Origin of the sequence: Micromonospora sp. WMMD1076, from assembly GCF_029581475.1 — a bacterium.
GTDB classification, from domain to species: Bacteria; Actinomycetota; Actinomycetes; order Mycobacteriales; family Micromonosporaceae; genus Micromonospora; species Micromonospora aurantiaca.
This window is the reverse complement of sequence record NZ_CP120862.1, coordinates 2,306,405-2,328,139: the sequence shown is the minus strand read 5'-3', so window position 1 is coordinate 2,328,139 and position 21,735 is coordinate 2,306,405. Positions and strand designations below refer to the sequence as shown.

Here is a 21,735-nt window from a genome sequence, read left to right as displayed (position 1 = left end):
ATCGCTTCATCAACCGTTAGCTCGCAATTCTGCCTACCATCCCTGGTCATCGGACCACCCTGATGTTAAAGAAATGGGTCTGTCAAACGAACGACCCTGTCTCACTTTCGGTGGTGACGGAGGGTGGCGAGTGTCGTTGCTCCTATGTGGAGGATGTCAACAGACTTGTCCAGACGGTGTTCTCGGGGCTGTCCCCGCTGGTCGTCGAGGACGTGGCCGACGAGGATGAGCGGATCGTGGTGCGGGCCCGGACGCCGCGTGACACCGCGGTCTGCCCGAGGTGCGGGGCCTCGTCCGAACGGGTGCACGGCTATCACTGGCGGACGGTCGCCGACGTTCCGGTCGACGGGCGCCGGGTGGTGGTCCGTGTGCGGGTGCGGCGTCTGGTGTGCCCCACGCGCGGCTGCCGCCATACCTTCCGTGAACAGGTGCCCGGGGTGCTGGAGCGATACCAGCGCCGCACAGCCCGTTTGAACAGGCAGGTCAAAGCCGTCGTCAAAGAGTTGGCGGGCCGGGCAGGGTCACGTCTGCTGGCGATCCTCGCCATGGGCCTGTCCCGTCACACGGCCCTACGCGCCCTGCTGCGCATCCCGCTGCCCAATGAGCGGACACCTCGGGTGATCGGCGTTGACGATTTCGCTCTACGCCGGCGGCACCGCTACGCCACCGTGGTGATCGACGCCGAGTCCCATGAGCGGATCGACGTGCTACCCGACCGCACCGCCGACACCCTCGAAGCGTGGTTGCGCGCACATCCCGGCGTTGAGGTCGTATGCCGTGACGGCTCGGCGACCTACGCCGAGGCCATCCGCCGCGCTCTGCCCGGCGCGGTGCAGGTCGCAGACCGGTGGCACCTTTGGCACAACCTCTGTGAAGCCGCCCTCAGCGAGGTGAAGGCGCACAGCACCTGCTGGGCCCCCGTCCTGGACGCACCCATCTATGACGGCCCCCGCGCGCAGACGACCCAGCAACGCTGGCACCAGGTCCATGACCTCCTCGACCAGGGCGTGGGTCTGCTGGAGTGCGCCCGCCGCCTGCAGTTGGCCCTGAACACCATCAAGCGCTACGCGCGAGCCGACCGGCCCGAGCGGATGCTCCGGGTCCCCAAATACCGTGCCAGCCTCGTCGACCCCTATCGCGAACACCTACGCAAACGTCGAGCCGAGGACCCCGGCGTCGGCGTCAAGCACCTCTTCGAAGAGATCAAGACCCTCGGCTTCACCGGCTGTCTCAACCTCCTGCACAAGTACATCAACCAAGGCCGCGCGGACACCGACCGCAGCCACATCTCCCCACGCCGCCTCGCCCGGATGATCCTCACCAGGCCCGACAACCTCAAACCCGAGCACCAAGATCTACTGGCACGACTCACCGCAGCCTGCCCAGAGATGACCCACCTCGCCGCGGCTGTCGGACGCTTCGCCGAGTTCCTGACGCCTCAGCCCACAAACACCGACCGGCTCTCGCACTGGATCCTGCGGGTTCGCGCAGTCGATCTACCTCACCTGCACGCCTTCACCAGAGGCCTGGAACGCGACCGCGACGCCGTGAACGCCGCGCTCACGCTCCCCTACAGCAACGGCCCCACCGAAGGCGTCAACACCAAGACCAAACGAATCGCACGTCAAATGCACGCAAGAGCAGGCTTCACCCTGCTCCGCCACCGCATCCTCCTCGGATAACAGCACCCTCCGTCACCACCGAAAGTGAGACAGGGCCGTTCGTTTGACAGACCCCTTCCGGGGGATCGCCGCCGCATCGCTACGCGGCACGCCACCGAGCGGCCCGCCACCTCCAGCCGCCAGTCCGGCAAACACATCGACAGACACGGATGGACGCCTGAACACTGACGGCAACCGCGACGGCAACGTAGGGCGACCGGCGCGAACGTCCACGCCCATCGATTACGCTCCGTGAACGGCGACCAGTCGAGGTAGACGCGGCGCCGGCCGCCATGACGGACAGCCGGCACCACCTTTTTTCGCAAATGGCTGACGAGAGCAGAGTCTTCTATTCAGACACAATTAGCCGGTAACCAGCTCATGGAGTTTTTCCACAGCCCTTGGCTCTTCGAGTTCAACAGACAGCGATACCAATCGCTCAAAAAGTAACCGCGATATCGGCAATGAGTCCTCGTACAGCCACGAACACAGGGTGTCGAAGGCGAGAGCCAGCTCGCCCACCCGCACCGACTCCTTGACGTCCTGCGCAACGGACGGAGAAGCTATTGGCGAATCCGCAAGAGCCGCCAGTATGCCGGCCTGCACCTGCCTAAAGTCCACGACATCATCCTATCGGGAAGGCCGTTACGATACGGTCGTTAGCCGGTTCAAAGATGACGCGCATATTTACGCCGTCATACACGCCTTCAATTTTGACCCTGGACGGGTCGCCCGCCCTTGTGTACATCGAGCCACGCGCACCGGTTTGCCATGTCCACGTGCTGGACGGATTAGTGGCCACGTCTGCTACGCCATCAAGAATCTTATCCGTATCCCAGGATGGGGGAAACACGGTCTTGCCCGGCTGACCCGGCCATTTGTGGCCACCGCCAATCCGGTTTCCTGTGATGATGTGGTATTGAGCATCTCCATCAATCAGATCCCGCCCTTCCCCACAGTTATGTACGAGCACCGGTGTGGTGCCGGCTATCACATAGTACGTGTGGGACTTTCAGCCCGTCACGCAGTGTGACTTACGTTTTCATGGTGTTTCACCTGGCCTTTCGGGTGTAGCGCCAACCCGCCGCATCGAAGTTCATCGGTGTTGACGGCGACGGTGACGGCGACCCGCCAGCAGCGACAGCGACCAGGCCCCGCCGCCCGCCAAGCGTCCCCGCAGCAGCCGCGACCGCGCACCGAAGCAGTAAGCCAGCCGGACCAAGGCCCTCGACCAAGATCCGACTGGCTCAAAACTGCTCTACAGGATCAAGAACGGCCCCGGCCGAAGCCGGGGCCGCGCGCACGCGCTACAGGCCTACGGCCCCGCGCGCACGCCCGCCATACCGAGCCACCCAACTCCGAGAAGGGTTCTGTCGGGGGCGCCATGACAATTCCTTCGAAGCCATCACGATGGGTGGCTTTCGGGATCGAAGCTGCACCACCGAACCGTATGGTCACGCACGACCGAGGTGCTCATCGGCATACTTGGATGCCAACCCCGCGCTGACGGCAACCGTGACGGCAACGCAGACAGACGGCATCAACCCCCGACAGCTCTGCGCTACGCGCTGTAACCGCAATCCTGAATGAGCGAGTGAACGCAGAGATCACGCGGGCGGCCAGGGGGCCACACCCGGATCAGAGTACAGACAGAGCAGCGGGCGGTTCGCGCAAACTGCCAGCTCCAAGGATTCTTCAAAGCTCGAACCCATTTCCCAGAACCATCCCATACCAGCAGCAACCACTCTCCCCCCAGATTCCAGGAAAACGCTTGAGTAGCTTAGCCATTCACCGATGGGGAAATACTGTCCACCAAGAACAGTCTCTACCTCCACAGCTAGGGCGCGCTGACCCGATCCGGCCGCGATCGGATCGAAATTGTAAGGCTCATCATTAGCAAAGTTTGGGCCAACCGCATTGCGCGGCTCAAGCGAAAGCCCTCCTAGCGCAGACAGGGCAGCTATAGCCAGAGTATGGACCCGGTAGCCCTCTCTCTCCAGAGGTTCTACCCACTGGCCAGCGTCAACGGCGCGGTCTACGCTCCACCCGGAGGCGTCAAGCGCTCTAAGCACGTCCTGACTGAGTGAGTCAAAGCGGATCATAAGTTCACCCGATCCCGAGATCTTCCAGTAGCCGACTACAACGACCGCAAGGGTACGCCGGTTCGCCATGACCAGTCGTATTTGACGTCGGCATAGAATTGTTTCTCGTCTGCACCGTGCGCATGGTTCCACCCCTGATAGCGTCGGGACCTTCCGCTGCCTGAGCTTGGATCAGGCAATGCACCTCTGCACACCCTCCATGGTGGCCCGCCCGTTCAAGCGCGTCCGCTAGCGGTCCTTCTGCCTGCTGTCCATGCCTATTATGGCCGTAGTACTTGGCGCCTGAAGGCGATGTGTACTCCGAGGCAAATTTGACTCCAGGCTTATTGCGCACGCTGTCGGCATAGTTTGCAAGGTTGCAGTTGTGTACGAGGACCGGGGTGTTGCCGGCGATCACATAGTACGTGTGGACGGCGGAGACCGTCAGATCCCGCATCACCTCACTGCCGCTGAAGTTGCGGACCTTGACGACGTTCACCGTCGACCCGTCCGCCGCGAGCAGCCCTTCGGCGGCCTTGAGCTCACCCGCGCCGACCCACTGCTTGCGGGTGACGCTCCAGAACGGGTGGTGCTGCGTCGTGTCGATCGTCGACACAGCGCCCTTGCCGTCGCGGACGACCAGGTCGGTCAGGGCGTCGTCCTGGTTGATGTGCAGCTTCTCCACCGTCTGGGCACTGGTGGCCCCGCGCTCGGGGTCGTGGGCGAGAACCTGGTCGCCCTCCCGCACCTCGGCGATCGGCTGCGTCGTCCCGTCAGCCATGAGGACAGGGGTGTCCGGTGAGAAACTGTGGGTCGGGCAGCCACCCTTTGAACTGGGTGCGCCTCCGCCGTTGTCCCCGCCGGTCTTGCCCTTGGCAGGCGCGACGGGCTCCTTCTTCGGAGGCGTGGGCGTCTTCGGTGCCGGTGGCCGCGGGGTCTCGCGGATCTCCTTCTTCAGTGCGGCCATCTCTTTGGCCTCGGCCGCCGGGTTGATCGACGGGGGCTTGCCCCACCGAATGCGCGCCACGACCGCGCCGGCCTTGTCGGCTCCCCAGTCGATCACCCGCTTGCACCATTTGCCGATCTTGCAGGCCCAGTCGAGTCCGGGCACGGTCGAGACGCCGGACAGCGCGGCCTCCCGCCAGTTTCCTTCGGTGGCGTAAACGACTCCGTTGACAACGTCACATCCGGCGCCCACGGGAAGCAACAGGCCGCAACCCTCAAGAAACTCGTGCGTCTTCTGCCGGCCGGTCTTCTTCGCGGGTCCACCACTGCCGTCGTAGCGGGTGTCGCCCTGGCCCTGGCCGCTCGTGCCCTCCGTATAGTTCTGGCACGCATAGCCCCCGAGACCATGGTGATTGCACATGTCGAGGCTGAGATCGTCCGTCGGGTTGAGGTACTCGGGGATGATCAGACCGCTCGGGTCGCTGAACGTGACCGGGTTGTTCGACGCGTAGGTGTACGCGGACAACTGCTGGGGGTTGCCCGGGTCGTTGATCGGGTCGACCGAGATGAACCGGCCGATGGTCGGGTCGTACTCGCGGGCTCCGAGATGGGTCAGGCCGGTGAGGTCCTGATAACCACCTAGGAATCCCTGCTGGTTGGGCCAGGTCACCGCCGCGCCCCGTGGCGCCCCGTAGGGCGTCTGGCGGCGCTGGGTAATGGTCTGGTTCGTGTCGTTGGCGATGCTGACCTGCGAGGTTCCCTGGTGATCACTGGCCAGCCAGGTGATGCCGGTGACGGTGCGCTGCGCGACCACCTCCCCGCCGAACGAGTAGTAGCGGGTGGCCGTCACCTGCCCCGTGGTGCCGTTCTTGCGGATCTCCTGATCCCCGAGGAACAACGTGCTTCCGGTGGGATCGGCGGCGATGAGCCGGTTGCCGCCCGCGTCGTAGATGTAGGAGCTGGTGCCGGTGCTGTCGGTCACCGATGCCAGCTGCCCCTCGACGTCCCAGGTGAGGGCCTGCTGCCCGGACTTGCCCGGCCGGCTCTTCATGTTGCCGGTCTCGTCATAGGTGTACGAGCCGGTGGTGGTGCCGGTGTTGTCGGTCCTGCTCCATCCGTTGAGCCGGTGCGGCTGTGCCGCCCCCGCCGCCGGGTAGGAGTAGGACGTCGTCACAGTGCCGGTCGCGGTCCCGCGCTCGATCTGGGTGAGACGATTACCGATGCGGCCCTTCGGGTCGTTCGGCGCGCCGAACGACCACTGCTGCCAGTACGGTGCCGGGCCGCCCAGTTCCGTCTCGATCTGCGGCTTCGCCGTGCAGTCGAAGGAAGCCGGAGTCCACGCCTCGGTGAGCCGGCGCTGGTGGTCGTAGGTGAAGCACTGGGTGTCGCGTGGTCGGGCACCCGTGTTGTCGTCGATCTTGGTGATATTGCCGCTGGCGTCGTAGTCGTAGGACGTGTTCACCACGTACGACGGTGCGACCGAGCGGGTCACCGAACTGCTGCGGACCCGGCCAGTGGTGTCGTCGTACAGGTTCTTGCTCTGGACCGACTTCGCGCCCGTCAACGCGGTGGCACGGGTGATCGTGCTCAGTTCGTGCAGGTTGCTGTAGCCGGCGTCGACCACGTAGTAGGTGGCGTCGATGTAGTCGGTGGCCAGCCGGTCCAACATCGCGTACGTGGTGTCGTACTTGTAGTTCAGCACCTCCTGGTCGAGACCACCTGCGGCCGGGACGGTGAGGGTGTTGGGTGAGCCGTCCCCCAGGAAGGTCGCTTTGGACGTGAAGCTACAGGTGACCTTGCCGATACCGCAGAACCCGGCCTGCGACGACGGAAGCGTGAGCTTGGTCTGCGTCGGGTTGTACATCTTGTCGACCGACACGACCTCGGAGCGGTACTCCTCGGACCCGATCCACCGCGACGACGACTTGGTGACGCCCTTGACCGGCGAGTCGTAGGTCAGCTCCGTGCGCTTCTGCCCCGTCAGGCTGCCCTCACGGGTGGTGAGCGGCCGTCCGACCTCGTCGTAGGTGTACCAGAGGTCAGGCGTGTCGGGGCGGGAGTCAGTGGTCCTCTCCAACTCCCCCAGGGTGTTGTACTGCTTCGTGGCGGTGCCGGCGTCCGGGTCGCTCGACGAGACCAACCGGCCCTGGATGTCGTAGGTGTAGGACCAGGTGTTACCGGACGGGTCCTTGACCGTGGCCAGTTGTCCGACCGGGTGGTAGGTGTACTTCGTCTCGTCGTAGGTCCCGGTGGCGGCCCGCCCGTGGTACTGCCACAACTTCTCCGTCCGGCCGTACGGGTCGGTCCACACAGTGGTGGCGGCCTGCCCGACCGGCGGCTCCACGGTCACGTGGTCGCCGTGATACGTGGTCGAGGTTCTGGCCTTCTCGACCTGGACGCTCGCGACCGAGCCGAGCAGCAGCGAGTGGGTCTGACGGCCGGCGTTGTCGTAGAGAGCCCGGGTCTGGCTCGGCACGTCCTGGTCGAGCCGCGACCTGATGGTCGTGCTCTCGATCGCGCCGGAGTCGTAGTAGGCCGAGTTGGACTTGTAGATGCGACCGGCCGCGTCATAGAACGTCTCGGTCATGATCCGGCCGGCGCCGTTGGCCGGTTCCTGTGTCTGCCGCTGGCGGCCCAGCGCGTCGAAGATCATGTACGAGGTGTCGTTGCCGCCGAGGGCGTTCAGCGCGGTGGTCACCACGTACGACGGCGCCGTCTTCGACAGCGTGTAGGCGTAACTGGTCGACGGGGCGCTGGGGTAGGTGGCACGCGCCCGGTTGGGCAACCACACCTGGAGAGCGCGACCCAAGGCGTCGTAGGTGTACTCGGTGACGTAGTTGTTGACGTCGGTGCTCTTGAGCGCAAGGCCGGTGGCCGGATCGAGGTCGACAGTCGAGGTCCACTGCAACGGGTTGGTGGTTGTCCGCTGGGTGACCGGCCCGCCCGTGGCCGGGACGTACGATGTCGTCGTCTTCTTCCCGGCGATATCGGCGACCTCGGTCGTACGGCCCCGGAGGTCGTACTTGGCCGTCCCCACCTGCTGGTAGGTCCGGTTGCCGCCGGCGAAGGCCACGATCTTCTCGGTCGCGGTGAGCAGCCCCTTGTCCGGTGCCGTGCCGTACGCCTGCCCGTCGTAGCTGAACCGGACGTCGCCGAGGATCTGCTGCTCGCTGGTGGGCGTGGCGGAGCAGGCCCCGACCCATCCGTTGATCCGCTTGACCGGCGTGAGCAGCCACCGAGTGGTGTTGCGGATGTACTCGGTCTTGCTGCACCGCTTGTCCCCGGTGGGGCTGCCGTCGGGGCTGTCCTCCTGGGTGGTCGGCATGCCGTAGTCGTCGAAGTCGGTGGTCGACGTGCTACGCCGCCAACCCGAGTCCGTGGCGGTACGGGAACTCACCGTGCGTACCCGGGTATACCGGGATTCGGCGACCGGGCTTCCCGCCCGGGTGGCCGTCGCCTCGGAACGCCACATCGTGTGGACGGTCGCGGACAGCACGTTGCCGCCCAGCCAGCTGATCGTTTCGCGGGGTGAGCCGCTGAAGTGGTCGTAGTCGTTTACCGCCCCGCCCTCGAGGCCCTGGACCTGCGTCGTGCGGGTGCCGCCACCGGCGAGCTTGTCGCCGTACATCCCCCGGTAGTAGAGGGTTTCGGTCTTGGTCCGTGCGGCGCCCTCACCGACGTAGGTCACCACCCGGGGGAAGCCACGCCACTGCGACCAGGTGCGGCGGTCGTCCGGGGTGATGCCGGTGTCATCGTCGTAGTGCCACAACGCTTCGTTGTCGTTGTTGAGGTACTCGTACGCGGTGCGCAGCGGCCTCGACCCACCGGTGGGGTCGATTTGCTGGACCTCCTCGACAACGTACTTGTGGAAGAAGTCGGTGACCTTGTCGGTATACCCGGGGGGTGTCCACTTGACGGGATAGCAGAGCAGCTTGTTGCTGTCCAGCGCGCCGACCGAGGGCATCACGCTGCCCCTGACGCACTGCGGCTGCTTGTAGGTCACGAAGATCTGTCCGCCGGTCTCCAGGGTGATCAGGTTGACCCGGTGCCAGTTCATCGCCAGGGCCCAGTCGCTCCCGGCGGCGTCCACCCGGTTCTGCATCTGGATGCCGGAGAAGGTCACCTCCGGGGTCGTGATCGTGCCGCCGTTGAGGCCCTTGTGGGTGATGCCGTCGAGCCAGAGACCGGCGCGCGTGCCGTCACCGGGGTCAAGGAACGCGTGGCGGAAGGTCCACGAGTCCGCCTTCTGGTAGGCCGAGGCGGACGCCTTCCACGCCTTGGTGGTGATCTCCGTGGTGCGTTTGGCGGACCAGAACGTGGGAGAGCCGTTGGTGCACGGGTTGGTAGACGCGGTGCAACTCTGGTCCCAGGGAGTATCCGGCCAGTTCGTCGCGTTCTTCGTGGTGCAGTTCTGCAGACACCGGTCCACGTTGGTGAACTCGATACGTCCCGGCACGTTCTCGATGTACGGCGACGTGGCGCCGTACTCGTTGTTGTCCCGGTTGTCGCTGCCGTAGTCGATACGGGTCAGGTAACCGGCCCGGTCGTAGACGACGGGCGTCGTGCCCGCCAGGTTCTTGGCGTAGTAGTTGGTCTCCTTGGCCCACCAGTAGGACATGGTGTTGCCGTGGATGTCCTGGACGTAGTCCAGATTCCACCGCCAGGCCTGCGGCTTCCCGTTGCAGTCGGAGGCGGCGAAGGTACCGGCGTTGCAGGGCTCACCAGGGTTGTTGCCGTACACCGGAACGGTGAGTACCGAGTTGGTCGTCGGGCGACCGGTCGTCCAACCGGGAAGCCGGTGGCGCCCGAACCAGTACTGGGTGCCGTCGGTGCCGGTGACCTTCCAGTATTCGTTGTCGTTGTCGCCGTTGGCATACTCCGACGCGGTGAGCAGCTCGACCTTGGTGCCGTTCTCGCTGCGGGGGTGCCACTTGCCGTCGCTGCCCTTGAGTAGCTCGACGGTACTGCCGTTGAGCGACATGACAGCGTTCTCCGGGCCCCAGCACAGGTCCCCGGTCTTGACCGAGTTGTTCGCGTTGCCGCCCATGTCATCGGCGCACGCCTTATAGCGCCGCTCGACGAAGCCCGGTGAGTATTCGAAGCCCTCCCCGAACAGGCTCGGCTGGTTGTTGCTCGCCGCGTGCCGGCCGTCCACCGACTGGGAGGAGTAGCCGAGACCGACAGTCGGTTCCGGCCCGCCGGGGCCCGGCGGGACACGCATCGGGTACGACCACTGGAAGCTGCCGGTGGCACCGCTGTGGCTCCACGAAGACGTGGAGGCGAGGCTGGACGCGGCGAAGTTGCCGGCTCCACCGGAGGGGCCGGAGGCCAGGGCGAAGACCGCGGCGGACCGGGCCTCGGGCACCGACACGGTGGTGGTGACCGTCCGGGTCCGCACGTCGTTACGCGAGTTCAACGGCGTGCTGCGGCAGTCCGCCGCGGTCGGGGTGCTCAGGGCACAATCGGGCAACTGCGCCAACCGCAGTCTCGACGCCCAGTCGCCGCCGTACGCGGTCGCGAAGGCGGCGTAGTCGATACTCATCTCGACCGGGCCGGCCGCCCGCACCCCGTCAGCGCGGCCGAGGCGTACCAGCAGGCCGTTGATGCCGGCCGCTTCGGCCTGGGCCTTCGGCAGAACCTCGACCCGGACCTTGGCGGGCGCGGCCACCGCGGTGCGGCTGGTCGACGACGCGGTAGCCGGCCGGACCGTGACCGGCAACGACCCGGCCCGGCCCGGGGTTGCCGCTGCGCCGGCGGTGGCCGCCAGTGACACCTCGGCCGAACCCGCCGTCGGCCAGACCGGTGCGGGACGCCGCACCTTGGCCGCCGCGGCGTCCTTGTCGGGAATCCGCTTGCTGGACGCGGCCTTGTGCAGCGGGGCGGAGGAGTACCGCTGCGGGTCGAGGTGGGGGGCTTGCTCCGGCCGTTCCGCGCGAGCCGGCAACTGGCCGCCGAGCGTGGCGGCGAGGACCGCGGCCAAACCCGCGACGAGGGTACGACGGGCGCCCCGCCGCACCGCGGCGCTGACCCGCATCCGTCCACCGCCTGGCTGCGGTCGGCCGGTTCGAACGATTCTCATTTCTGCCCTTCAAGAACGAGAGGTTGCCGCACCTGCGTTGCGGACGGGACGGGTAGACGCGGGTCAGTCGGTTGCGGCGAACGCCGCCTGGACCTCTGCGGCGCTCAGCGCGCCCTGCCACACCTGGACACGGTCGATGTCACCGTTGAAGTAGTCGGTGGGCGCGCCCCACTTGCCTCGGCCGACCGCCAGCCCGCCTGTTCCGTGCCACGGGTTGAAGGTGGGGGTGAGCTGACTCAACAGATTGCCGTCCACGTAGAGGCTCATCGTCCGGCTCGTGGCATCCTGCACGGCCGTGAGGTGCGTCCACTGGTTGACCAGGCAGGTGCCGCCGGTCACGTAGAACCCGGGCGCGGCGGTCGAGTCGCCGGAGCGGAGCATGATCGACCACTTCGATCCGTTCGCGTCGGTACGACAGCTCAGGAACGAACTGGAAATGCTCACGCCGTCCTGGGCAATCACCGTGCGGGCGCCCCCGCCGCCTGCGAACCGTACCCATGCCGAGACGGTGTACGACTGGTCGGTGCGCAGCACCGGGACGCTGGTCTGCGCGGCACCGGAGATCCCGTCGAAGCGCAGGGCCGTCGACCCGTTGAAGCCCTCCGTGGTCCAATTCGCGGCCGGCGCCGGACCGAGAGTCAGCGGCGTCCGATAATCAGAGGAGTCTCCAGATTCCCTCGGCTCGTCCTGGTCGTCACTGTCCATGTCCCACTGGCCGACCCGGACAGGCGCCACGATCTCGGACAGGTCCGTCTCCGGGTCGATGGCCCGGTCCCAAACCCGGGCCTCGCTGATGGCACCCTTGATCCAACCGGTTGGCGCACCGTTGCGCGCGGAGCCGATCATCAGTGGCCCGGACGCGGACCACACTGAGGCGTTGGCCATGCCCACGCCCTTGCGGACCCCGTTCACGTACAACGAAAGCTGGTTGGTCGAGCCGGCATCGTAGACACCGGCGAGGTGTACCCACACGCCCGGTTGCACCGGCTCGGTGCCGCACGCGGGTGACGGCGTCGCCGGAGCGTTGACCGTATCTGAGGCGTAGGTGACCCAGCACCATCGCTGCTTCGCCGGGTGGTACTGGAGCTCGAACGGGCTCTTGTTGGTGCCAACCTGCGCCATGACCACCCCGCCGGCAACATCGGCCCGGACCCATGCGGCGAAGGAGAAGCTGCGGGTGGTGTCGATGACCGGGCCAGTGGTCGCGGCCTGGTCGTCGCCGTCGAACTTGACCGCCCAGTCCTTGCCGGTTCGCCGGCTCGTGCCCAGCACACGCGAGTCCGCCCAGGTCGGGGACGGGCTCATGGTCGCCACCGGAGCGCCCTCGACCTTGTTGTTCAGGGTGAGACCGCTCCCCTCATCCATCGCCCAGTGCGCCACCGGGCCACTTGGGTCGTTGGCCAGGAAGCTGTAGTCGTAGGGGGCGGACGAGTTCCCAGTTTGGTCGCGGCTCCGTACGGTAAGCACGTTCTCATGCCGCAGCGTCGGCGTCGCCGCTGTGGTGGCGGTGCCGCCGAGACTGCTGGCACGCACGACCATCTCCGGGCCGCCGTTCATCTGGTAGACGTAGTCGTACACGTCGGCGGCGCCGTTGGCCGAGAAGGTGAAGCGCCCGGTGTATCCGACCGAGCCCCGCAGGTCCTGGTTCGTGCCCCGTGGCGGCGACTCAAGGTAGAGGCCGTCGGCGGCGGTGACCCCTGGGGTCGCCTCGGGTGCCGAGTAGTCGACGGAGAACTCGCACCACGGGGACGCGGTGGACGACCCACCGAGGGTGTCCTTGGTCTGCACCTGCCACCGGTAGGTCTCGCCGTTGACCGTCTTCGCGGACAGTTGCAGCTCGGCCTTGGCTCCGGGCGCGACGCCGGAGTCGGTCTTGGGCCAGCCGGACACGTTCGTCCAGGTGCCGCTCACCAGTTTCTGGAGCGTGAAGACGCCGGAGAGGCTGCCGCCGCCGCTGCCGTCCGGGTCGCTCACCGTCGCCTTGAGCCACGGAAAGTCCGAGCGCACGGCGGGCCGCGACGTACCGGTGACGCACGCCTGCGGCGGAGCGGTGTAGCCGGCGTGGGTCGACAGTTGCGCCGCGGTCGGGGTGTTGGGGTTGGTGTTGTACTCCACAGTCAGCTTGGTCTGCACCGGGTCGAACTTCTTCCACCAGTTGCTCGTCGACTCCGACGTTCCGTCGGACTCGCGGGTCGACAGAGCCAGTGTGTAGATCTCCTGGCCCCGGTTGGCGCTGATGTCGGCGGTGACGTTCGCGCTGGCGAACTCCATCGGTTGGTCCGGCTGCGGGTCGTCGGCGCAGCCCTCACCGGTGGACGGCTTGTGCGCGTGCCCTGACCGCTTCTCCAACCACTTGGAGAAGCTCGGCCCGGACCAGGTCTGCTTGCCCGTGGTCGCCATGTCGGCGGTCCGCCAGAGGTTGACCGGGGTGTTACCGCAGTCCCACGAGTGCGTCATCTCGGTCAGGAACTTGGCGCTGCGCACCGTCTTGCCGGACAGCGAGGTGAGCTTGAACGAAAAGTACGACCGGTAGGTGCCGGACCCCTCGGGATCCCTGCCGACGCGGGCCACACCGTCGTTGCGCGTCGCGTTGTTGGTGCTCGAGTAACCCCACCGGGTCTTCTCGATCGTGCTCCACGGATCGATGACCACCGGGTAGACCGTGCTCTTGCCCCGCAGCAGCGCCTGGTCCGGCACGATGACCAGGTCATCGCCCTGCACCCGGGTCGGAATCTCCGCCTTGCGCGCGTGGTCCGGTGCCACCCGCAACGACTCCCGCCTGTCAAAGGCGGCGAACTCGGCGGCTGCCCGGCTCGTCGCCGCGCGGGCCTTCGGGGCCACCCCGGCCGAGTCCCACATCAGCGCGCCGCCCGCGGACAGCACCGACCCGCCGGTCCGGTCGACCACCTCGAACCCGCCGCCTGCCTTGGACCGCTTGGTCAGCGAGCCCGCAGTCCGCAACGAGAAGCGCAGCTCGTTCAACAGCGGGTTCGCCGCGGCCTGCGCGGACTTCACCACGAGCGCCCAGGTGAACCCGTCGCGCAGAGCCCGCAGCCGCAGGTCCACGTCCGGCAGCACCGAGGCGTAGACGGCGGTGTCACCGTCGAGCGAGGGGGCCGGCAGTTCTCCCGGCCAGGACAACGACACCTGCCCGTCGGCCACCGGCAGCCGAATCGCCGGTGCGCTTCCGCCCTGGCTGAACGACACGTCGGCCAGCGTCGCCACGGGCCCCAGCGAACCGTCGGGTCGCCGTTCGAGCCGGGTATCGATCCGTTGCCACGAGTTGTTGTTGCGAGTCCTCGTCCACTGCGGCTCCACGTAGGACTCCAGCACCAGGTTGCCCTGGGGTGTGGCGAGCACACGTGAGTTCTCGCTCTTCAGGCTGGTGACCTCCACCTGCATCTTGAGCTTCCTGGCCTGCGTGAGCGCGTCGACCTCGCTCAGCACGGGGGCATCCGGAGCCGCCGGAGCTTCGGCCACCGCTGGCGACGGCAGCACGGTCGGGCTGCCGACCGCGATCAGGGCTACCGTGACGACTGCGGCGGCGAAACTGCGATGACGCCCGGCAATAACCGATCCAGGTGCTCTCACCTAGACACTCCTCATTGCGTTTTGGCACGTCAGAGGGCCGTGCGGGACACGGGACTCAGGCGTGGAAATCAAGAACCTGCAGCGGGCGGCGGTTGCTCCGGCGCCCGACGTCGGGATGTGTCAGCGCGGGCAGCTCGTCAGCAGGCGACTAGATCGACGATTGCGCCGGCGAGTGTGGCTCAGCGCGACAGTCACCCCAAAGATCAAGCCCAACCCCACTACAGCCCCCGTTCACTTATCCTCAGCGATGCGACAGTAAAGATCAGCTACACGCGCTGTAAAGAGACGTCACAACTGGTGAGCGCAAACCGCCCACATGCTCCCGAGGCCGTCGCCGCCATCACCGTCCGCCACTGGCGTCTCGACTCTTGCCGCCGACACCCCTACCACGTCGATCCGAAGATCGTGACTCCGTCCACAATCGCCGGACTGTCCACAGGGCGACCGCATCCGCCCCGCCACCCCGGGTCGCCCCGACGCATCCTGGCCGGCATGACGAACCGGAACCGAGCCGTCGGGGCGTACGGCGAGCGGTGCGCGCTACGGCACCTGATCGAGACGGGCCTGCGCCCGGTCGCCCGCAACTGGCGCTGTCCCGAGGGCGAGATCGACATCATCGCCTGGGAGGGCCCGGTCCTCGCCATCTGCGAGGTCAAGACCCGCCGTGGCGAGCAGTTCGGCTCCCCCGCCGAGGCCGTCGTGCGGGCCAAGGCCCGCCGGCTGCGCGGCCTGGCCGCCCGCTGGCTCGCCGAGACCGGCACCACCGCCGACGAGGTCCGCTTCGACGTGCTGTCCGTCCGGCTCCCGCTCACTGGCCCCGCCCGGGTCGAGCACCTCCGCGGCGCGTTCTGACATGGGGTACGCGAAAGTGCTGAGCGTCGGCCTGGCCGGAGTCGCCGGGCATCTCGTCGAGGTCGAGGCCGACCTGGCTCCCGGACTGCCCGCGGTGATCATCTCCGGCCTGCCCGACACCGCGTTGCACGAGGCGCGCGACCGGGTCCGCGCCGCGATCGTCAACTCCGGCCAGAAGTGGCCCAATCGCCGCATCACGCTCAACCTGCTCCCCGCCACCCTGCCCAAGTACGGCTCGGCGTTCGACCTCGCCATTGCGCTCGCCGTCCTGGCCGGCTCGGGCGAACTGCCACCGGTCGCCCTGGACGCCACAGTCGTGCTCGGCGAACTCGGCCTCGACGGCGCGGTACGCCCCGTCCGCGGCACGCTGCCGATGGTCGCCGCCGCCGCCCGCGCCGGGCACACCCGCGTCGTCGTACCCGCCGGCAACGCCGCCGAGGCCGCAGTCATCCCGGGCGTACGCGTGCACGCGGTCGACACGCTGCACCGGCTCGTCGCCCACGTCCGCGACGGCACCCCGCTGCTCGCCCCACCCGCTCACGTCCCGGCCGGCGGCCCGGCCGGGCCCGACCTGGTCGACGTGGCCGGGCAACCGCTCGGGCGGCGCGCCCTGGAGATCGCCGCCGCCGGGGGCCACCACCTCGCGCTGCTCGGTCCACCCGGCGCCGGCAAGACGATGCTCGCCGAGCGGCTCCCGTCGATCCTGCCCGCACTGGACGACGAGGCAGCCCTGGAGGTGACCGCACTGCACTCGATCGCCGGCCTGCTGCCACCCGGCGGCGGGCTGCTGCGCCGTCCCCCGTTCCAGGCGCCGCACCACACCGCCACGGTGCCCGCATTGTCAGGATGGGCGGGGCCTACGCCTGAGCCCCCGACCAGCAGGGGCCGAGGGCTCGGGGGCCTTACTTACTGGCGCGGGGTGAGGGCGGGATATCGCCGGGTCGGGGCGTTCAGCGCGGACAGCCGATGCCGTGGCTGCCAGCCGGATGGAGGCTCGGGGGTCGCCTGGTCGATGGTCCGTTGCAGGCTGCGCCGGGCCTGCCGCCCCCACGACCAGGCGACCCAGCAGCCGACCGCTTGGGCGATGACGGCGGCCAACAGCAGACCGGTACCGATCGGGTCAGACACTGCGCACCGACCGCAGCCAGCCGAGGAACCGTGCGTGCATCTCGGCGGGGTCGGGCGGCTCGGAGTAGAGCCGGGTCAGGTCGTCGGTTGCCTGCCGCATCAGGGCGGCCAGGTCGACGGCGAGGTTACGCCGGTCGTGCCTGTAGTCCGCGACCAATTCGACCTTGGCCTTCTCGCATGGCCAGTTGAGCAGGTCTGCCGTGCAGACCCACAGGGGTTTCAGCGGGGCGTGGCGTTGGGTCACTCGGGGCCTCCTGGGTGGGTCGGCTTCCAGGTGGCACCCCCGCCCGCCGCGAAACTCGCCACCGGGCGGGGGGCCTTGATCCATCGCACCCCAGCGGTTACCCCTCCGTCAATCATCTGGGAACCCCCTTTTGCGTGTCCCCGATCGGGGACCCCCGTCCGGGGGGCCTCAGCCGTGCCTAGGTTCGGCTTATGACGGAGGGACCGGGCGAACTGATGGGGCCGTGGGAGATCTGCGAGCGGCTCAACGTCTCCCGGTCGCGATTCCAGCAGATCGCCATGCGCCCCTCGTTCCCGAAGCCGTACCAGGAGCTGCGGGCCACGAAGGTTTGGCTCAAGGCCGACGTCGAAGCCTGGATCGCAGAGCACCGACAGCCCCGGCCAGCAGACGACGACGAGTAGGCCGACGAGGTATCTCGGAGCCCCACGGAGACACGAGAGAGCCCCGGCGGGTGCCGTAGCACCCCCGGGGCCCGTCAGGCTCTCGGAGAATCAGACCGCGTACTCGTCGGCCGACTCGCCCACGACCTCCCACACCGCCATATTCAGCAGGAACTCCCGCTCGTCGCGCTCGTCCTCGGTGCCCGCGCCCAGCAGCCAACCGGCAGCCCTCACCGCCGCCAGGTTCATCGCGGCTGTCGGCACCCACCACCACCGCGTGAACGGCTCCAAGGGGTCGGGGTGTCCGTTCGCCAGCCGCCAACGCACGACCCTTGCGGCTTCATCGGCGGCCAGCCCGAGACAGACCTCCGCCTCGGCCAGCAGATCCACGGGAGTCACTTGCCCTCCTCCACCAAGCTCCACTTGCCCGCCTCGGCGACCCGGCGCTCACCCTTCGGGGTGTGGTAGACCGCCGAGCCCTGTGGCATGACGGTCGCCGGGTAGACCCACCGGCCGACCTTGATCCGCTGTCCGTGCCCGTGCGGGTTGCCCGGGGCCGCCTTCGGTTCGGGCTGCGGCTCCGGGGTCGGTTCGGCCTTCTTGCTGGCCGTCTTCTTGGCCGCCCGCTCCTGGGCCTTGGCGAGCATGGCCGCCGCCTTCACCGCGAGGGCCTCACTGATCGGCTTGAGCGCGGTCACCGCGTCGGAGGTGATGACGGTGCCCTCGCCCCGCCCGTACCGGACCTCTTTGCCGTCCAGCTCGGCCCGAACCAGGAAGCTGACGAGCCGCGCGTCATGCCCCTGGGCGAACAGCCGGGGGGTCTGCTTCTCACACCCGGTCGTCTCGATCGTCACGTCCGGCTCGCTGCCGTCGGGTCCGTCGACGGTGATGCCGACTTCGAACTTGGAGCAGGTGCAGGGGCCGAGTTTCCCGACCTTGGTCCGCTTTGCCATTTCACCACTCCCGCTGCTAGATGATCTTGCCTCTCGGGAAAATCCCATCATGTAGGTAGGAAATGACACAATCCCTCCGCGCACCCCGGGCGTGTTCAGGTGCGATCGAATACGCGTCGACCCCGGACCGACAGGGCCCGGGGTCGAGCTAGAGCGCGAAAACCCGGGGGTCCTCGATCTGCACCTCAGTCCCGGCGGACCAGCCCCGGGCCACGCCATTCACCGCCCGAGCAGAGATCGTCAGTTTCTGCGGATTGAGAACCACGAAGTTGTCGAACCCTTGGGCTAGCGGCGAGGTGTTGCCTGTCTCCCGCCGACCGACCACCCCGGCATAGTCGCCGGTCGGCAATGAGCTGTCGGTGACGACCACCTGCCAGATCCGGGGTTCGGTGCCGGAGGCGGGCCATGCCTTGGCGGAGATCCGGTCCCCTCGGCACTCCAGCCGCAGGTACCAATCTTGGGTGGCCGCCCCGGTCAGGCTCGCCCCCGCCCCGAGGGCTGTGAGGACACCCCCGACACGCTTGTGCAGGAACAGGCCGACTGCCCCAGCAGGGGTGAAACCGAGGACTGCCCGATAGAAGTTCGATCCGTCAGCAAGCCTGCTCACCAGACCCTGCGAGACGTTCGCCCCGACCGGGTTGGACGCCAGCCCTTTTACCAACACCTTGACGTCCTGGTCCGGGCCTCCCACCTTCCAGGCAGCCAGCCGATCCGAATTGACGACAGCCGGGGCGATGGTGCCGACCGTGCCCGACACGGCGTACTCGCTGGCCGCCCCGTTGAGCAGGTCCCAGCTCAGACCCCACCCGTTCGAGACGGTGCGGGTGAAGGTGTCGCTGACCGCCGGGCCGATCGCCGAGACGGTGACCAGCTCACCGCCGATCACGAGGTTCTGCGGGAAGTGGGCCGGGTCCTCGGTCCACGGGCCGTTCTCCAGGCTAGTGACCATCGTCGCCGCGAGATCAGCAGCAGCCACCGGCAAAGCAAGGCGGGAGTGCCCCCGACCCGAGGCCACCCGGGTTTGTTGGGCTGCCCCGACGTACCAGGGCGAGCCGGGAGCCGCGTTCCAGGTCAGATCCCACCGGAACGCGTCGAGCGACTCGGTGTACCCCCGGACCATCGCCTTGACCGGGCCCGGCGGGCACCAGGCAGGCAGGTCGGTCAACACGAGGATGTCGCCGGAGTCAAGCGACTGAGCGCGAGACGTCAGGGCCGGGCCTGAGGCGACCCAGGGAGGAGCCGAGAAATCGACGGTGATCGAGGGGTATCGAGCCTCGCTGACTGTTCCGAGATGCAGCCGCCAACCAGCCTGGTCGCGGAGCTGGCCGTCCGTCGCAAGGTTGAGCTTGGTGGAGGACTCGTACACCCCAACCCCGACCGGCATGTCCAGCGCAGCGAGCGGTCCCGAAGTCTCGGCGAGAGTGACGCTGCTGCCTCCGCTCCGCTCTACGGTGACGACGTTGGCGAGCGCGCGGTCATCCTCGACCGGCTCGAACGGCGGTGAGAGCTGCCCATAGGACAGCGGCACCGGGTCTTGGTTGTACATTTCCCAGCGGGACCGGTAGGCCAGCCCCAGCCCGTCGCGCTGCTCAACCAGCACGCCTCCCTCGACCTCGACGCACTCGGCCAGCAGTTCCAGCAGCGTCCCGGTCGGCTGCCAGCCCATCCGGGTTGCCCTCTGGCTTCCGACGGGGGCGATGTCCAGCGGAATCCCCTCTTCGGCGCACAGCCGAACCATCCGGGCCTGCGCCGACTCGTTCCATGCGGACAGGCCGACGCTGAAAACCGTCTGCCCGTAGACGTCGGTCGAGCTGTCCACGTCCAGGTACGGCACCGCATCGCCTGACCAGATCGCGAGATGGCCGGCGCAGGTTTGCCGGGTCGCTGTTGCCCTGTCCGGGTTCAGCGCCACCTGCTGGATCCCCGTCAGGCTGCCCGCTACCACCGTGCTCTGGTCGTACGCGCTGCGGTACGTGTAGGTGATGTTCCCACCGGTCTGTTTCGCCGATACCGACCAGGCGGCCAGGCCCAACGGGAGATCACCATTGATCAGGGTCGTAGCCGTACCGGCCTTGGTGATCCTCACCAGCCGACTGCCCAGCGGGTTGACCACGATCCGGTATCTGGTCCCGTCGGCGCACGCCCACTCGATCAGCGGGAAATCGCCAGAGATCGAGGAGGGATCGACGTCGGCACGCACGTGGACTGTCCACGCTGACCCGGTGGCCGCCGTGACACCGCTTGTCGTCCGGGCTCCCATCATGGTCCCGGTCGACAGGTCCACCAGCGATGCCGACCCGTACCGGAACGTCCTCGTCTGCCCCACATAGTCTTCGACATCGACAAACTCAGGACTGCCCGACATGAGCAGCGGGGGGTGCCCCGCGATGGCCGAGGCCACCGAGTTCGACGACCGCCCGTCCTCGCCCGGCCAGTATGCGACCGGCGATGTCGCCTCGATCGTCCGGCGCAGAGGCGACTTCACCGGGGCATTGTTCATGTTCAGCCGCCGGAGGATGCCGAACGCTTCGACTGGCACCCACTGGTCGAAGCCGCCGACATCACCGCGCAGCGGCCATTCCGCGATCTCCCCGAAGAATCGGCGGTTCACCACGCGGTAGCCGTCGAACCGGACTTCGGGGCTGGTGTTCGTGTTACCGCCGACCACCCAAGATGCCAACCCGGTCCGTCCCGGAGTGAGAATCGAATCGTCCACCGCCGAGAGCATCCAGCCAACCGGCTCGGGGGTGCCATCGGGCCACACCTTCAGCGACAGGCGGCGACCGCACACACTCGAACGCAGGTTGTACCACTGCCCCGCCGTGTAGCTCAGACCGGGAATCTGGCTGCTGACTGCCAGCTCGGTCCACACCCCGCCGACCCGCTTGGAGATCTTCGCCGAGATGGCCCCCGCTACGTCGAACTCCAGCCGCAGCCAGTAGTAGTCCCCGCTACCGGTCTGGTGCCGGGCCACGTGACCGGCCACGACCGAGGCCCCGGTGGCGACCGCCGGGACCGAGATGCGGGTTACCTGCTCGGCGTCCTGCCAATCCTGGTCGAGACGAGCGCCCCGAACAACGTTGATAGTGGGGTGGAGCATCCGCGCGTGGCTGCCGTTGACCGAAAGGTCGGCGTTCGTGCCGCTGTAGGGGGCCCAGGTCCGCCCGTCGTCGGTTTGACCCCACCCGGCGCCTACGGTTCGGGTGAATGAGTCCGCGGTGAGGTCGACCCCAACCCGAACCGGGGTGTTCCGCCCGAACAGCCCGAACCACTCGCCCATCGGGTTACGCGGCGAGTACCGACCCGACCGGTTGTCGACCGTGAACAGGCACCGCCCCGGATCGGCCCGCCTACCTTCCGCCGACATCCCCCGGGTGATCTGGATGCCGCCCCCGCTGCTGGCCGACTCCAGCCGGACATCCTCGGTGATGTCGACCCAGCCGACGTTGCCACCGATCAGCAGCTCCACCGAGGCGGCCAGAGGGACCAACGAGAACGTCATCGCCTACTCCTACAAGCTTGAGGGGTGGTGCCCCGCCCGGGGCCCAGCGGCCCCACCCCAGAGCCGGGGGCCTCGGGCGGAGGTTCTACTTGGCGAGCTGCTGTCGCAGGGCGGCCAGTCGCTCGCGCGGCGTGGGCTCCGACGACCGCTGCTCGCGGCAGTCCCGACAGAACACATCGGCCCGACCACCGTCGTAGCGGCCACAGACGGCGCGACAGCCAGGCCCGGCGCATCGGCGCTGCTCGCCCAACGGGCCCCGGTAGTGACCGGTCAGGTCAACCTGCAGCCGCATGTGCCGTGCCTGTCGCGCCAACAGTGC

12 protein-coding genes and 1 pseudogene are annotated in these 21,735 nt (G+C 67.6%); 4 read left to right on the top strand and 9 right to left on the bottom strand.

The window, feature by feature from the left end; all coding sequences use genetic code 11:
- Nucleotides 1-176 precede the first annotated feature (176 nt).
- Nucleotides 177-1,682, top strand: a complete 1,506-nt coding sequence (locus tag O7622_RS11375) for an ISL3 family transposase (protein WP_282314033.1) — start codon at nucleotides 177-179, stop codon at nucleotides 1,680-1,682.
- Nucleotides 1,683-2,024: 342 nt separating this feature from the next.
- Here the strand turns inward: O7622_RS11375 and O7622_RS11370 are convergent, their stop codons facing one another.
- The 4 genes from O7622_RS11370 to O7622_RS11355 form a co-directional block, all read right to left on the bottom strand.
- Nucleotides 2,025-2,282: a MafI family immunity protein gene (locus O7622_RS11370; RefSeq protein WP_282313316.1), complete on the bottom strand. Its 258-nt coding sequence runs from the start codon at nucleotides 2,280-2,282 to the stop codon at nucleotides 2,025-2,027.
- 4 nt (nucleotides 2,283-2,286) lie between these two features.
- Nucleotides 2,287-2,655 carry an EndoU domain-containing protein gene (locus O7622_RS11365; RefSeq protein ID WP_282313315.1) on the bottom strand — a complete coding sequence of 123 codons (369 nt, stop codon included), beginning with the start codon at nucleotides 2,653-2,655 and terminating at the stop codon, nucleotides 2,287-2,289.
- A 1,112-nt stretch (nucleotides 2,656-3,767) separates the two neighbouring features.
- On the bottom strand, nucleotides 3,768-10,721 hold the full coding sequence (locus O7622_RS11360) for an RHS repeat-associated core domain-containing protein (protein WP_282313314.1): 6,954 nt from the start codon (nucleotides 10,719-10,721) through the stop codon (nucleotides 3,768-3,770).
- Between the two features lie 108 nt (nucleotides 10,722-10,829).
- Nucleotides 10,830-14,213, bottom strand: coding sequence for a LamG domain-containing protein (locus tag O7622_RS11355; protein WP_282313313.1), 3,384 nt, complete (start codon nucleotides 14,211-14,213; stop codon nucleotides 10,830-10,832).
- A gap of 636 nt (nucleotides 14,214-14,849) precedes the next feature.
- Between O7622_RS11355 and O7622_RS11350 the strand changes: the two genes are divergently transcribed.
- Both O7622_RS11350 and O7622_RS11345 read left to right on the top strand, forming a co-directional pair.
- Complete coding sequence (locus tag O7622_RS11350; protein WP_282313312.1) at nucleotides 14,850-15,209, top strand: YraN family protein; 360 nt, start codon at nucleotides 14,850-14,852, stop codon at nucleotides 15,207-15,209.
- A gap of 1 nt (nucleotide 15,210) precedes the next feature.
- Nucleotides 15,211-16,050, top strand: a pseudogene (locus O7622_RS11345) (magnesium chelatase domain-containing protein); the annotation flags it as partial.
- A 65-nt stretch (nucleotides 16,051-16,115) separates the two neighbouring features.
- On the opposite strand, the gene O7622_RS11340 reads toward O7622_RS11345, so the two are convergent.
- Both O7622_RS11340 and O7622_RS11335 read right to left on the bottom strand, forming a co-directional pair.
- The gene (locus O7622_RS11340) at nucleotides 16,116-16,337 is read right to left on the bottom strand and encodes a hypothetical protein (protein ID WP_282313311.1); all 222 of its coding nucleotides are present in this window, start codon (nucleotides 16,335-16,337) and stop codon (nucleotides 16,116-16,118) included.
- Entirely contained in the window at nucleotides 16,330-16,581 is a 252-nt protein-coding gene (locus O7622_RS11335; protein ID WP_282313310.1) for a flavin reductase, read from the bottom strand. The genes O7622_RS11340 and O7622_RS11335 overlap by 8 nt, the downstream gene beginning before the upstream one ends.
- Nucleotides 16,582-16,772: 191 nt before the next feature.
- Between O7622_RS11335 and O7622_RS11330 the strand changes: the two genes are divergently transcribed.
- Complete coding sequence (locus tag O7622_RS11330; RefSeq protein ID WP_222434133.1) at nucleotides 16,773-16,982, top strand: hypothetical protein; 210 nt, start codon at nucleotides 16,773-16,775, stop codon at nucleotides 16,980-16,982.
- A 90-nt stretch (nucleotides 16,983-17,072) separates the two neighbouring features.
- On the opposite strand, the gene O7622_RS11325 is transcribed toward O7622_RS11330, so the two are convergent.
- The 3 genes from O7622_RS11325 to O7622_RS11315 all read right to left on the bottom strand — a co-directional run bounded on the left by O7622_RS11325 (nucleotide 17,073) and on the right by O7622_RS11315 (nucleotide 21,416).
- A complete protein-coding gene (locus O7622_RS11325) occupies nucleotides 17,073-17,351 on the bottom strand; it encodes a hypothetical protein (protein WP_282313309.1) in 279 nt (92 codons plus the stop codon).
- Between the two features lie 5 nt (nucleotides 17,352-17,356).
- The gene (locus O7622_RS11320; protein WP_282313308.1) at nucleotides 17,357-17,914 is read right to left on the bottom strand and encodes a hypothetical protein; all 558 of its coding nucleotides are present in this window, start codon (nucleotides 17,912-17,914) and stop codon (nucleotides 17,357-17,359) included.
- A 148-nt stretch (nucleotides 17,915-18,062) separates the two neighbouring features.
- A complete protein-coding gene (locus O7622_RS11315) occupies nucleotides 18,063-21,416 on the bottom strand; it encodes a hypothetical protein (protein WP_282313307.1) in 3,354 nt (1,117 codons plus the stop codon).
- Between the last annotated feature and the right edge of the window lie 319 nt (nucleotides 21,417-21,735).